The organism is Methylobacterium sp. FW102-HT35C08 (assembly GCF_058790235.1).
The window spans coordinates 6,218,940-6,231,879 of the sequence record NZ_JBYTCL010000002.1 but is presented as its reverse complement, the minus strand read 5'-3'; the positions used below and the strand labels follow the sequence as shown (position 1 = coordinate 6,231,879).

12 protein-coding genes and 1 riboswitch are annotated in these 12,940 nt (G+C 70.3%); of the genes, 6 read left to right on the top strand and 6 right to left on the bottom strand.

Annotation, left to right across the window (positions count from 1 at the left end; all coding sequences use genetic code 11):
* Window positions 1-3: 3 nt before the first annotated feature.
* From trpC to AC3WSN_RS29820, 5 genes are all read right to left on the bottom strand, one after another.
* Entirely contained in the window at window positions 4-906 is a 903-nt protein-coding gene (gene trpC, locus AC3WSN_RS29840) for an indole-3-glycerol phosphate synthase TrpC (RefSeq protein WP_492542884.1), read from the bottom strand.
* Window positions 903-1,940, bottom strand: a complete 1,038-nt coding sequence (gene trpD, locus AC3WSN_RS29835) for an anthranilate phosphoribosyltransferase (RefSeq protein WP_492542882.1) — start codon at window positions 1,938-1,940, stop codon at window positions 903-905. Before trpD ends, trpC begins: the two co-directional genes overlap by 4 nt.
* Before the next feature lie 35 nt (window positions 1,941-1,975).
* A complete protein-coding gene (locus AC3WSN_RS29830; RefSeq protein WP_492542880.1) occupies window positions 1,976-2,590 on the bottom strand; it encodes an anthranilate synthase component II in 615 nt (204 codons plus the stop codon).
* Window positions 2,591-2,817: 227 nt separating this feature from the next.
* The gene (trpE, locus tag AC3WSN_RS29825) at window positions 2,818-4,338 is read right to left on the bottom strand and encodes an anthranilate synthase component I (RefSeq protein WP_192706778.1); all 1,521 of its coding nucleotides are present in this window, start codon (window positions 4,336-4,338) and stop codon (window positions 2,818-2,820) included.
* 3 nt (window positions 4,339-4,341) lie between these two features.
* Window positions 4,342-6,243: a peptidylprolyl isomerase gene (locus tag AC3WSN_RS29820; protein ID WP_192706777.1), complete on the bottom strand. Its 1,902-nt coding sequence runs from the start codon at window positions 6,241-6,243 to the stop codon at window positions 4,342-4,344.
* Between the two features lie 186 nt (window positions 6,244-6,429).
* Between AC3WSN_RS29820 and tpiA the strand changes: the two genes are divergently transcribed.
* A complete protein-coding gene (tpiA, locus tag AC3WSN_RS29815) occupies window positions 6,430-7,191 on the top strand; it encodes a triose-phosphate isomerase (protein ID WP_192706776.1) in 762 nt (253 codons plus the stop codon).
* Window positions 7,192-7,440: 249 nt separating this feature from the next.
* Here the strand turns inward: tpiA and AC3WSN_RS29810 are convergent, their stop codons facing one another.
* On the bottom strand, window positions 7,441-7,887 hold the full coding sequence (locus AC3WSN_RS29810) for a nuclear transport factor 2 family protein (RefSeq protein ID WP_492542878.1): 447 nt from the start codon (window positions 7,885-7,887) through the stop codon (window positions 7,441-7,443).
* Between the two features lie 251 nt (window positions 7,888-8,138).
* On the opposite strand from AC3WSN_RS29810, the gene secG reads away from it, so the two are divergent.
* From secG to AC3WSN_RS29785, 5 genes are all read left to right on the top strand, one after another.
* On the top strand, window positions 8,139-8,558 hold the full coding sequence (gene secG, locus AC3WSN_RS29805; protein ID WP_192706774.1) for a preprotein translocase subunit SecG: 420 nt from the start codon (window positions 8,139-8,141) through the stop codon (window positions 8,556-8,558).
* A 155-nt stretch (window positions 8,559-8,713) separates the two neighbouring features.
* Window positions 8,714-10,342 (top strand): CTP synthase, encoded by a 1,629-nt coding sequence (pyrG, locus tag AC3WSN_RS29800; protein WP_192706773.1) that lies wholly within the window; start codon window positions 8,714-8,716, stop codon window positions 10,340-10,342.
* Window positions 10,343-10,400: 58 nt separating this feature from the next.
* Window positions 10,401-10,853, top strand: a complete 453-nt coding sequence (locus AC3WSN_RS29795; protein WP_192706772.1) for a DNA polymerase III subunit chi — start codon at window positions 10,401-10,403, stop codon at window positions 10,851-10,853.
* 1 nt (window position 10,854) lies between these two features.
* Window positions 10,855-12,444 (top strand): S10 family peptidase, encoded by a 1,590-nt coding sequence (locus AC3WSN_RS29790; protein ID WP_492542875.1) that lies wholly within the window; start codon window positions 10,855-10,857, stop codon window positions 12,442-12,444.
* A 75-nt stretch (window positions 12,445-12,519) separates the two neighbouring features.
* Window positions 12,520-12,714, top strand: a riboswitch (cobalamin riboswitch).
* Between the two features lie 34 nt (window positions 12,715-12,748).
* Complete coding sequence (locus AC3WSN_RS29785; protein ID WP_492542873.1) at window positions 12,749-12,931, top strand: CbtB domain-containing protein; 183 nt, start codon at window positions 12,749-12,751, stop codon at window positions 12,929-12,931.
* Window positions 12,932-12,940: the final 9 nt, after the last annotated feature.

The window sequence follows — 12,940 nt, the reverse complement described above, 5'->3', positions numbered from 1 at the left end:
CGCTCAGCCCTTCTTCCGAGCCTTGCCGCCCTTGGTGTCGGCGCCTTTGGCCGCGCCGTCACCGAACAGCAGCGCCCGGGTCGCCTGCGTGACGTCGGCCTGACGCATCAGGCTCTCGCCCACCAGGACGACGCCGAGGCCGTTCTCCTGAAGGCGCGCGACGTCGGCATGGCCGCCGATGCCGCTCTCCGCCACCGCGATCCGGTCCTCCGGGATGCCGGGTGCGAGGCGGATCGCCGTCTCGAACGAAACCTCGAAGGTCTTGAGGTTGCGGTTGTTGATGCCGATCAGCGCCGTGCCGAGCGGGACCGCCCGCGTGAGCTCGGCCTCGTCGTGCACCTCGACCAGAACATCCATCCCGAGGAGATGCGCCGTCTCCACGAGCGCGACAGCCTCGTCGTCGTCGAGACAGGCCATGATGACGAGGATGCAGTCGGCGCCCCAGGCCCGGGCTTCGTAGACTTGGTAGGGCTCGAACAGGAAATCCTTGCGCAGGACTGGCAGCCCGCAGGCCGCGCGCGCCTGCGTCAGGTATTCCGGCCGCCCCTGGAACGACGGCTCGTCGGTCAGGACCGACAGGCAGGTGGCGCCACCCGCCGCGTAAGCGGCGGCCAGGGTCGCGGGATCGAAATCGGCCCGGATCAGACCTTTTGACGGCGAGGCCTTCTTCACCTCCGCGATGAGTGCCGGGCGCCCCTCGGCGCGGTGGGCGCGGATCGCCGCCGCGAAGCCGCGGACCGGATCGGCCTGCGCGACCTTGCGCTCGAGCTTGGCGAGCGGCACGCGCAGCTTGGCTTCGGCGATCTCGCGGCGCTTGTAGGCCTCGATGCGGGCCAGCACGTTCGGCCGCTCGGGCGGCGCCTCCGCGCCGGTCTCGTGGGTCGCCTCTTGCGTGAGCGAGCTCATCGGCCCTCCTGCCCATTGGAGCGGTCGTTCGAGGCTTGGACGAGGCGGGCGAGAGTCGCCCGGGCCGCCCCGGAATCGACCGCATCCTGCGCCCGCGCGAGTCCATCCGCCAGGGTCGGCGCCCGACCCGCGACGACGAGTGCCGCCGCCGCATTGAGAACCGCGATATCCCGGTAGGCGTTGCGTGCCCCCGCCAGCACGGCTTCGAGCGCCCGGGCATTTTCGGCCGGATCGCCGCCACGCAGCTCCTCGGGCACGCGCAGGAGCAGCCCGAGGTCACGGGGATCGATGGTAAAGCGGGTCAACCGGCCGTCCTCCAGGGCGACGACCCGCGTCGGCCCGGTGACGGTGATCTCGTCGAGCCCGTCGGACCCGTGGACGGTCCAGACGCGGCGGCTGCCGAGTTCGGCCAGAACCCGTGTCAGCGGCTCGGCGAGCGCCTCCTGGGCGACGCCGAAGAGCTGGTAGGCGACGCCGGCCGGATTGCTCAGCGGTCCCAGAAGGTTGAAGATCGTGCGGACCGGCAGCTCCGAGCGAACGGCGGCCACGTGGCGCATGGCCGGGTGGTGGGCCTGCGCGAACAGGAAGCACAGCCCGGCCTCGTCGAGGCAACGCGCCTGACTCTCGGCATCGAGCCCCAGCCGGACGCCGAGGGCCGCCAGCACGTCGGCCGCGCCGGAGCGCGACGTCGCCGCGCGGTTGCCGTGCTTGGCGACCGGCACGCCGCAGGCCGCGACCAGGATCGCCGCCAGGGTCGAGACGTTCACGCTCCCGGAATGGTCGCCGCCGGTCCCGACCACGTCGATGGCGTCCGCCGGCGCCGCGACGCGGGTCATGCGGGCGCGCATCGCCTCGGCCGCACCAACGATCTCCTCGACGGTCTCGCCGCGCACCTTGAGGGCGGCGAGGAACGCGCCGGCCTGAACGGGCGTCACCTCGCCCGACAGCAGGTCGTCGAAGGCCGCGCGCGCCTCGGCGCGGTCGAGGGCGAGGCCCCCGGCGACCTTCGCGAGATGGGGTCTGAAGCTGTCCATGGGTTCTATCGGAGGGCCGCCCCGGCCTCCGGGCGTCAATGCACGTCGGCGCGGGTCCTGTCACGCGCCGCGTTCCAGGCCGCGGCGAGATCCAGGAAGTTCTTCACGATCTCCGTGCCGTGCTGCGAGCGGATGCTCTCCGGATGGAACTGGACGCCGTGGAGCGGGCGCTCGGCATGCTCCAGGCCCATGATCAGGCCGTCCGCCTCGGCGGTGACCCGGAGCGTGTTCGGGCAGCTCGCGCGATCGACCACGAGGGAGTGATAGCGCGTCGCCTCGAAGCTGTCGTTGAGGCCGCGGAACAGGCCGCGCGCGCCGTGGCGGATGGTCGAGACCTTGCCGTGCAGCGGCAGGGGCGCCCGCACCACGTCGCCCCCGAAGGCCTGGCCGATCGCCTGGAGCCCGAGGCAGACGCCGAAGATCGGGATCTCCTCGGAGAGGTCCCGCACCACGTCGAGGCAGATCCCCGCCTCGTTCGGCGTGCACGGGCCGGGCGAGAGCACGATCGCATCCGGCGCCTTGGCGCGGATCTCGGAGACGGTGAGCGCGTCGTTGCGCACGACATCGATCGCGCCGCACAGCGGCCCGATCAGATGGACCAGATTCCATGTGAAGGAATCGTAGTTGTCGATGACGAGGACGTTGGACATCGCGGCGGCACGCTCGGGCATGCAGGCGATGTGACCGCTCGGGACGATGGGGTCAACCGTGCACGGCGCACGGCGCGCCCCTCCGATCCGAAGACCTCATCTTGAGGTGCTCGCGCCGGCGGGCGTTGAAGGCGGGATCCAGGGATCGCGGCGCTGTCCGGAGACCTCCGCAGCGCTTTGGCAGCTCAGGATGAGGGCGCGTTCTGGACAGTCCGGAGCGGAGCCCGCTACTGACCCCGCTTCGCCTGTGCGGCGAACCGCACCGCCTCCTCGGCGGCCCGGAACAGGGCCTTGGCCTTGTTGACGCATTCCTGCTGCTCGGAGGCGGGATCGGAATCGTAGACGATCCCGGCGCCGGCCTGGACGTGCATCCGCCCGTCCTTCACCACGGCGGTGCGCAGGACGATGCAGGTGTCCATCTCGCCGCGCGCGCCGAAATAGCCGATGCACCCGGCATAGGGTCCGCGCTTCTCGCGCTCGAGCTCGTCGATGATCTCCATGGCGCGCACTTTCGGCGCACCCGAGACCGTGCCGGCCGGGAAGCCCGCCGCCAGGGCGTCGAGCGGGTCGTGACGCGGGTCGAGATCGCCCTCGACGTTCGACACGATGTGCATGACCTGGCTGTAGCGCTCGATGAAGAACGAGTCGGTCACGCGCACGCTGCCGATCCGCGAGACGCGCCCGGCATCGTTGCGCCCGAGGTCGAGCAGCATCAGGTGCTCGGCCCGCTCCTTCGGGTCGGCGAGGAGTTCCTCGGCCAGAGCCGCGTCCTCGGCCGGCGTGGCGCCGCGGCGGCGCGTCCCGGCGATCGGCCGGACCGTGACGGTGCCCTCGCGCACCCGCACGAGGATTTCCGGCGAGGAGCAGACGATCTGGAAAGCCTCGAAGTCGAGGTAGCAGAGGAACGGCGCCGGGTTGGTGCGGCGGAGCGATCGGTACAGGCTGAAGGCCGGGAGCGTGAACGGCGCCGAGAAGCGCTGGGACAGCACCACCTGGAACACGTCCCCGGCGACGATGTACTCCTTGGCCCGCGCCACCATGGCGAAGAACTCGTCGGGCGACGTGTTCGAGACCGGCTCCGGATGGGCCACCGCGGAGAGGTCGATCCGCGCCTCGATCGGGAGCGGCCCCTCAAGCGCGGCCGCCACCCGGTCGAGGCGCTGGAGCGCGTCCTCGTAGGCCGCCCGGGCCGCAACGCCCCCTGAGGGCCGCACCGGCGAGACCACGGTGATGAGGTCGCGGATCGAATCGAAGACCACCATCACCCGGGGCCGGATCAGGATCGCGTCCGGCACCCCGAGGGGATCGGGGTTGGGCTCCGGCAGCCGCTCCATGGCGCGGACCATGTCGTAGCCGAGATAGCCGAACAGGCCGGCGGCCATCGGCGGCAGATCCTCGCCCTCCGACGCGCCGATCGCGCTCTCGGCGATCAGGGCCCGCAGGCTCGCGAGCGGCGCCCGGTCGTCGGGCTCGAAGCGCGTCAGATCGGCACCGCGCGCGATGGCGGCGGCGCCGTCCCGGCAACGCCAGACGAGGTCCGGATCGAGGCCGATCATCGAGTAGCGCCCGCGGACGGCGCCGCCCTCGACCGATTCGAGCAGGAAGGCCGATCCCGCGTGCCGGGCACGCAGCTTCAGGAACGCCGCCACCGGCGTCTCCAGATCGGCCACGAGGCTCAGCGCGACGAAGCTCGGCTGGCCGGCCTCGTAGCGTTCAGCGAAGGCAGCGTAATCGGGAGCCTCGGCCATGCCTCAATACTCGCCGCCGATCGCGCGGCGCAGGGCCGGCGCATCGATCTTCACGCCCGCGTTCTTCTGGACCTCGGCGATGTACTGGGACAGCACATCGTCGGCGAGCGCGGCCTGGAAGTTCTGCGTGATCGTCCGGTCGCTCGGGCTGTCGGCGACGAAGGCCGGCATCGTCGCGGCCGTGACCTTGAAGACCGCCCGGGAATCGTTCGCCGCCGCGGTCCCGGCCTTGCCGACGGGCGTGGCGAAGATCAGGTTGACGTCATCGGTCGTCAGCATGTCCTTGGCCTGGTTGCGGGCCAGATCCTGCACCTCCTGCGGGTTGACGCCGACGTCCTTGGCGACGTCCTCCAAGGACTCGCCCTTGTTGAGCTTCTCCGTCAGCTCGCGCCCCTTGGCCTGCAGGCGCTTGGCGATCTCGGCGGTGGTCCAGCCGGCCTTCACGCCGTCCTTGACCTGATCGAGCGGCTTGTCGTGGGCGGGGTCGATGTTGGTGACGTCGTACCAGACATAGCCGCCGGCCTTGGTGCGCAGGGGCTCGTTGTCGCCGCCGATTTCGGCGCGGAACAAGGCCGGGAGGGTCGTGTCGGGATCGGGGATGTCGCCGACCTTCCGGCCCTCCGGATCCTTGCCGTTGGGATCGACAGCCTTCACGGACACGAGCTTGAGCCCGCGCTCGGCCGCGATGTCGGTGAGCGGCTTGGCGCCGGCGCGCTGATCCTCAATGGCGTCGCGGGTCGTCTCCATCGCGTCGCGGGCGCGGGCCAGGGCGAGGCCCTTGCGGATCTCGCCTTCGACCTGCTCGAACGGCTTCACGGTCCCCGGCTCGATCTTGGTCACACGCAGGAGCACCGTCCCGAAGCGGCCCTGGACCGGCTGGCTCACGCCGCCCTCCGGCAGCGCAAAGGCGGCATCGCCCACCGCCTTGTCGAACAGCTCGCTCTTGGTGAGCGTGCCGAGGGTCAGATCCTTCTCGTCGGTGCCCCGCTCCGTCGCGACCGCCTCGAAGGTCTTGGAGCCGTCCTCAATCGCCTTGCGGGCGGCCTCGGCGGCGGCGCTGTCGGGGAACACGATCTGCTGGATCGTGCGCTTCTCCGGGCTGCCGTAGCGATCCTTGTTCAGCCCGTAGGCGGCGCGGGCATCGGCGTCGGTGATCGCCTCGGGCTTGGCCATCGCTTCCGGATCGACCACCAGGAGATTGGCGGACCGGAATTCGGGGGCGCGGAAGCCGGACTTGTTGGCCTCGTACCAGGTCTTCAGCTCCTCGTCGGTCGGATCTGGGATCTGGCCCGCCGTCGAGGGCGTCAGCATCAGGTAGGACGCCGCGCGGCGCTCGGTCGTGTAGCGGTGGACCGCTTCACGCAGGGCCACCGGCACGTGCAGGTCGGACGACACCGCCTCGGCGAGCTGGAGCCGCGCGATCACCGAGCGCTGTTCGCGCACGAACATGCCCTCGTTCAGGCCGGCGCGCTGCAGGGTCTGGTAGAACAGCTGCGGCTCGAACTGGCCCTGCTGGTTCTGAAAGCTCTTCTCGTCGTGGATCGCCTTGATCACCGAGGAATCCGGCACGGCGAGGCCCAGATCATGGGTCTTCTGATCGAGGGCAGCCTCGGTGATCAGCTGCGACATCACCTGCCGGTCGAGGCCGAGCATCCGCGCCTGGTCGGGGGTGAGCGCGCGCTTCAGCTGCGCCTGATAGCGCTGCATCTGATTCTGATAGGCCGACCGCACCTGCTCGGCGGTGATCGGCGTGCTGCCGACGGTCGCCACGTTGTTGCTGGCGCCGCCCCGGAAGAACTCCTCGACGCCGTAGATGCCGACGCCGGCGATCAGCAGCGTGAAGACGACCGTCAAGACGATCTTGCCGAGCCAGTGCTGGCTCGCGTTGCGGATGCCCTGAAGCATGGTCTGTGATCGAATACCTTCAGCGGCCGATCCGTCGCCGGACCGGCACTCTCCCTGAGAGCCGACCGCGATAGACCATTCGCGTGCACAGGCAAAGGCTCGGGCGCCGCACTCCGTTTGCGCGCTCAAGCTCGCTCTGGTAGGCCGCGACAACTTCGGAACAGCCGCGGCGGAAAGAGGGCGGGAATGACGCAGTCGGGGCGCAGGCCGCTGGTCGCCGGCAATTGGAAGATGAACGGCACGCGGGCGTCGATCCAAGTGGTCGAGGCGATTCGCGAGCGCCTCTCGCCGGACCTCGCCGCCCGCATCGACGTGCTGATCTGCCCGCCCGCGACCCTGATCGGCTCCTGCGTGGCGGCCGCCGCCGGCTCCCCGATCGCCATCGGCGGCCAGAACCTGCACGCCCGCCCGAGCGGCGCCTTCACGGGCTCGATTTCGGCCGAGATGCTCGCCGATCTCGGCGCCAAGTACGTGATCGTCGGCCATTCCGAGCGGCGGGCCTACCACCACGAGACCGATGACGGCGTCCACGCGAAGGCGCTGGGCGCGCGCCGCGCCGGCCTGTGCGGCATCATCTGCGTCGGCGAGACCATCGAGGAGCGCGAGCAGGGCCGCGCCCTCGACATCGTCCGCGCCCAGCTCGCCATCGGCCTGCCGAAGGGTGCGACCGCGGCCGACACGGTGATCGCCTACGAGCCGGTCTGGGCGATCGGCTCCGGCCGCACCCCGACGCCGCGCGACATCGCCGAGGTCCACGCGTCGCTCCGGGAGATGCTCGACAAGCTCGTCGGCGACGAAGCGCAGAAGATCCGCATCCTCTACGGCGGCTCGGTGAAGCCCGGGAACGCGAAGGAACTCCTGTCCGTCGACAACGTCGACGGCGCCCTGGTCGGCGGTGCGAGCCTCGTGGCCGAGGATTTCCTGGGGATTTGCGCCGCCTATTCGTGAGCGCGCCTGCGCGCCGCGATCATGAAGCAAGATGCGGCGTGCGTTACAGATTCATCTTCCGATCGATTGTTAATCCGCGCCGTCATTCCGGGTCGCCGAAGGCGAGCCCGAAATCCAGTCTCGCTGTCGGTGCACGTTCTCGGCGCGCCGGCGGTTCTGGATCCCGGGCTCCGCTGCGCGGCCCCGGGATGACGGGGCGCCGCTGAAACGCCCGGCTCCGTTCGGGATGACGGTCGAACCGAGGCGCCGTCAGATCTTGAATGCCTGACGGGCCATCAGCCGCCAGCGCCCGCCATCCCGGCGCCAGACCTGCATCACACCGATATGCACCGGGGAGGTCTTGCCGTTCGCGGTGGACTCGCCGCTGAAGACGTGGCGCGCGATGGCATCGTCACCGACGATCGAGACCGACCGGTCGGACAGGGTGATGCTCGGAAAGGAGGCGCGCTTGGTCGCGAGCGGCTCGATGAAGGCCGCCTTGTCCTGGACCAGCCCGCTCGAATGGCCGTAGCTCAGCCCGTCGAGGGTCAGGGCTTCCAGGGCCGGCCCGTCGCCGGCGAGCAGGGCCTTGGTCAGGGCGTCCACCGCCTCCTCCACGGCGGCGGCGTCCGAACCGGCGGCCGTGCCGGGACGCGTCCGCAGCAGGACAGGCGTGGCGAGGGCAGCGGCCAGCGCTGCGCGGCGTGAGATCGGCATGGCTTCCTTCCCGGATGGGGCGGCGGATTGGGTGCGCCGTCCTACGATCCGAGACAGAGCACAGCTCGCCGCCGCGCGCGAGGCCCGCGGGCGACACGTGCGACTGGATCATAAAGTTGGCGCCGGACCGCGAGTGGTGTATGGCCGGCGCAGATTTGCGGCCGTTGCCCGGAGCACCGGCCGTCGCGCGCTTTCGCCGGTCCCCGCGACCGGCCGCCCCGCGCGAGCCTGAAGACGTTTTCGGAATCCCGATGCAGACCGTCCTGATCGTCGTCCACCTCATCATCGTGCTCGCACTGATCGGCGTCGTGCTGCTCCAGCGCTCCGAGGGCGGCCTCGGGCTCGGCGGTGGCGGCAGCGGCGGTGTCGCGGGCTTCATGACCGGCCGGGGCCAGGCCAACGCCCTGACCCGCGCCACCGCGATCCTGGCGGCCCTGTTCTTCGCCACCAGCCTGATGCTCGCGATCCTGTCGCATCGCTCTGCGGCGCCGAAGTCGATCCTCGACACCGGTGCGCCGCAGACCTCCGGCCAGCCCGCCAAGCAGCCGACCGGCGCCGACAACCTGCTCGACACGCTCCGCCAGCAGCAGGACCGGGTCCCCGCGACGGCCCCGGCCCAGCCGGCCACCCCGGCGCAGCCGGCGGTTCCGGACGCGCCGCAGTCGCGCTGACGGCGTGCGCCGGGAGCGGCGCAGCGTCTCACTCCTTCCCGCTGGATCGGCGCCATGCCGATCCGTCCCATGCGTGGCGCGATCCCCAGTCCATACACGGGCCGGGGCATTCGCCGTTTGGCAAACGCCAGCACCTTCTTTATGGACCGAGGCCCATGACGCGGTACGTTTTTATCACCGGCGGCGTGGTTTCCTCCCTCGGTAAGGGTCTCGCTTCGGCGGCCCTGGCGGCGGTGCTTCAGGCCCGCGGCTACCGGGTCCGGATGCGCAAGCTCGACCCCTATCTGAACGTCGATCCGGGCACGATGAGCCCGACCCAGCACGGCGAGGTGTTCGTCACCGACGATGGCGCCGAGACCGACCTCGACCTCGGCCATTACGAGCGCTTCACCGGCGTTCCGGCGAGCCGGGCCGACAACATCACCACGGGCCGGATCTACCAGGACATCATCGCCAAGGAGCGGCGGGGCGACTATCTCGGCGCCACCATCCAGGTGATCCCGCACGTCACCAACGCAATCAAGGACTTCGTCCTCGACGGCAACGACAGCTTCGACTTCGTCCTGGTCGAGATCGGCGGGACGGTCGGCGACATCGAGGGGTTGCCGTTCTTCGAGGCGATCCGCCAGCTCGGCCAGGAATTGCCCCGCGGCACCTGCTGCTACGTGCACCTGACGCTGCTGCCCTACATCCCGTCCGCGGGCGAGCTGAAGACCAAGCCGACGCAGCACTCCGTGAAGGAGCTGCGCTCCATCGGCATCCAGCCCGACATCCTGCTCTGTCGCTGCGACCGGGACATCCCGGTCGACGAGCGGCGCAAGCTGGCGCTGTTCTGCAATGTCCGCGAGACCGCTGTGATCGAGGCGCGGGACGTGGCGTCGATCTACGAGGTGCCGCTCTCCTACCGGACCGCCGGCCTCGACCGGGAAGTGCTCGGCCATTTCGGCCTGGAGCACGGCGAGGAGCCGGATCTCGGCCGCTGGCGCACCATCGCCGAGCGGGTGCGCAACCCCGAGGGCGAGGTCTCGATCGCCATCGTCGGCAAGTACACGGGGCTGAAGGACGCCTACAAGTCGCTCACCGAGGCGCTGACCCATGGCGGCATCAGCCACCGGGTGAAGGTCAACCTCGAGTGGATCGAGGCGGAGGTGTTCGAGCGCGAGGACCCGGCGCCGTTCCTGGAAGGTCTCAACGGGATCCTCGTGCCGGGCGGGTTCGGCCAGCGCGGCGCCGAGGGCAAGATCCGGGCGGCCCGCTACGCCCGCGAGAAGCGCATCCCCTATCTCGGCATCTGCTTCGGCATGCAGATGGCGGTGATCGAGGCCGCCCGCTCTCTGGCCGGGATGCCCGAGGCGAACTCGACCGAGTTCGGCGAGACCTCGGAGCCGGTGGTCGGCCTGCTGACCGAGTGGCTGCGCGGCAACGAGTTGGAGCGGCGGGCCGCGGCCGGCGACCTCGGCGGCACCATGCGGCTCGGCGCCTACGAGGCGAAGCTCGATCCGACCTCCAAGATCGCCCAGATCTACGGGTCCGAGCAGATCTCCGAGCGGCACCGCCACCGCTACGAGGTCAACATGGCCTATCGCGAGCGGCTGGAGGCCAAGGGCCTGCGCTTCTCGGGCGTCTCGCCGGACGGGCTCCTGCCCGAGACGGTCGAGCATGTCGGGCACCCGTGGTTCATCGGCGTCCAGTTCCATCCGGAGCTGAAGTCGCGTCCGTTCGAGCCGCACCCGCTGTTCAAGGGCTTCGTCGGCGCGGCGATCGAGCAGAGCCGGCTGGTCTGAGGGCGCGGCGGCGCGCCGCTCCTCGCGCCGCGGTCCCGGACCCTATATTGACCGGACCGTGACCGAGATCCTCTTCTACCACATGCAGCGTCAGCCCCTGGAGAAAGTGCTGCCGAACCTCGTCGAGCGCTCGCTCGACCGGGGCTGGCAGGCCGCGATCCAGGCCGCCACCGAGGAGCGCCTGCAGGCGCTCGACGACCACCTCTGGACCTACTCGGACGAGAGCTTCCTGCCGCACGGCACCGATCGCGAGCCGGATGCGGGGAGCCAGCCGGTCGTGCTGACCCTGCGCGACATCAACCCCAACACCGCCTCGATCCGCTTCCTGGTCGAAGGTGCCGACCTGCCGCCGGATGCCGAAGCCTACGAGCGGATCTGCATCCTGTTCGACGGGACCGACCAGGATGCTCTGCTGCGCGCCCGCGAGCAGTGGAAGCAGGCCAAGGAGGCGGGCCACGCGGTCGCCTACTGGCAGCAGGACGATTCGGGCCGCTGGAACAAGAAGGCGTAACGTGCACCTCAGCCAATGCCTCGCGCGTGCCGCTCTCGTTGCCGTCCTGATCCTCGAGGCGCCGCTGGCGGGGGTCGCCCAGGATGCGCCGCACGATTTTCGGCCGTCGGAATCCAGGCAGGCGCCGAGAGGGCCGGAAGGCCGCCGTCTGCCGCCGGACTCGACCACGCGGCACAGCCTCACCCTGGCGAACGGCAAGAGCCTCGACTTCACCGCCACGGCCGGCAGCCTGCCCCTCGTCGACGAGGCCGGGAAGCTGCAGGCCGAGATCGCCTACGTGGCCTATACGGTCGCGCCGGAAGTCGGTCGCGAGCGCCCCGTCACCTTCGCGGTGAATGGCGGGCCCGGCGCGGCTTCCGCCTATCTCAACATCGGGGCGATCGGACCCTGGCGACTGCCCACGGGCGGCGACAGCATCAGCCCCTCGCAACCGGTCGCGCTCACGCCCAATGACGGGACGTGGCTCGGCTTCACCGATCTGGTCTTCATCGACCCGGTCGGGACCGGCTACAGCCGCGCTGCGGACGGCAACGGCAAGGCCTATTGGAACATCGATTCCGACGCCTCGACCCTAGCCGCGGTCATCGCGCGCTACCTGCGCGTCAACGACCGGATGGCCAGCCCGAAATTCTACGTCGGCGAGAGCTACGGCGGTTTCCGCGGGCCGCTCATCACCGAGAAGCTTCAAGACGATATCGGGGTCGGCCTGTCCGGGATGGTGCTGCTCTCGCCGGTTCTGGACTTTGCGTGGCTGGAAACGCCGCGTGCCAACCCCTGGGGCTACGTCCTGAAGCTGCCCTCCCTGGCGGCCGGCGCCCTGGAGCGGTCCGGCACAATCCCGACCCCGGCGCTCCTGAAGGACGCCGAATCGTACGCCTCGGGCGCCTATCTGGCGGACCTGCTCAAGGGGCCGAGCGACGCGACCGCCGTGGCACGCATGACCGAGCGGGTCGCACCCCTGGTCGGGCTCGATGCCGCCCTGGTGCGGGCGCAGGCCGCGCGCCTGTCGACCCGCAGCGTCCAGCGCGAGATCGACCGCGCCGAGGGTCGCGTGACCAGCGCTTACGATACCGGCATCACCGGCTGGGATCCCAATCCGGACGCGGCCCAATCGAGCTTCGACGACCCGCAGCTGACCGCGCTGCAGGCGCCGCTGACCAGCGCAATGCTCGACCTTTACGCGCGCACTCTGAAATGGCCCGTGCCCAATATGCGCTACGAACTCCTGAACAATGCGGTGAACCGCGGCTGGAGCTGGGGGTCGGGCCGGCAGGCGCCCGAGGTGCTGTCGAACCTCAAGAGCACCCTGGCGCTCGACGGCCGTCTGCGGGTGCTGGTGGCGCACGGCTTCACGGATCTCGTGACGCCCTACTACGCCTCGAAGCTCCTGCTCGCGCAGGTCCCGGCCTACGGTGCCGGCCGCGTCAGCCTCGCGGTCTATCCCGGCGGCCACATGTTCTACACGCGGCCGGATTCCCGCGCCGCGTTCAAGGCGGATGTGGAGCGGCTCTACGCGGATGCCATGAAGGCGCGCGACTCCGGACCGGCACCGGCGGGAGCGCCCGCGGAGCGCCTCAAGGATACGCCCTGAGCGACGAGAGGCGCGCGCTCTGGATAATCCGGATCTTACCGCTCGCCACTCCGTTGTGCGCAAGCCGCCATGCGTCTACAACGGCTCCGTGACGGTGCCCCGGCAACGGGGTGAAAAGGGAATGCGGTGAGGGGCGCGAGCCTCGACTCCGCGGCTGCCCCCGCAACTGTGAGCGGCGAGCGCCTGCCAGAGCGCCACCGGAGCGATCCGGGAAGGCGGCAGGCGCGCAGAGCTGCGAGCCAGGAGACCTGCCGTCACGCCAGGATCCCGGAATGCCGCCGGTGGGGCGGCTGGAGACATGTTGATGACCACCTCGACCCTCGCCCCCGTCGCCACCGGCACCCGCTCGTCCGAGCGTTCGGTCGCCGTCGCGCTCGCGGCCTTCCTGGGCCTTGGCCTCCTGTTCATGGCGGGCTTCTCGCCGGCGATCGCGCTCCACAACGCGGCGCACGACTTCCGGCACACCCAGAACTTCCCCTGCCACTGACGCCTGCGT

What these genes read in the sequence shown, in the direction of transcription:
- trpC (WP_492542884.1), bottom strand. Translation starts at nt 906, where the DNA reads ATGAGCTCGCTCACGCAAGAGGCGACCCACGAGACCGGCGCGGAGGCG.
- trpD (WP_492542882.1), bottom strand. Translation starts at nt 1,940, where the DNA reads ATGGACAGCTTCAGACCCCATCTCGCGAAGGTCGCCGGGGGCCTCGCC.
- AC3WSN_RS29830 (WP_492542880.1), bottom strand. Translation starts at nt 2,590, where the DNA reads ATGTCCAACGTCCTCGTCATCGACAACTACGATTCCTTCACATGGAAT.
- trpE (WP_192706778.1), bottom strand. Translation starts at nt 4,338, where the DNA reads ATGGCCGAGGCTCCCGATTACGCTGCCTTCGCTGAACGCTACGAGGCC.
- AC3WSN_RS29820 (WP_192706777.1), bottom strand. Translation starts at nt 6,243, where the DNA reads ATGCTTCAGGGCATCCGCAACGCGAGCCAGCACTGGCTCGGCAAGATC.
- tpiA (WP_192706776.1), top strand. Translation starts at nt 6,430, where the DNA reads ATGACGCAGTCGGGGCGCAGGCCGCTGGTCGCCGGCAATTGGAAGATG.
- AC3WSN_RS29810 (WP_492542878.1), bottom strand. Translation starts at nt 7,887, where the DNA reads ATGCCGATCTCACGCCGCGCAGCGCTGGCCGCTGCCCTCGCCACGCCT.
- secG (WP_192706774.1), top strand. Translation starts at nt 8,139, where the DNA reads ATGCAGACCGTCCTGATCGTCGTCCACCTCATCATCGTGCTCGCACTG.
- pyrG (WP_192706773.1), top strand. Translation starts at nt 8,714, where the DNA reads ATGACGCGGTACGTTTTTATCACCGGCGGCGTGGTTTCCTCCCTCGGT.
- AC3WSN_RS29785 (WP_492542873.1), top strand. Translation starts at nt 12,749, where the DNA reads ATGACCACCTCGACCCTCGCCCCCGTCGCCACCGGCACCCGCTCGTCC.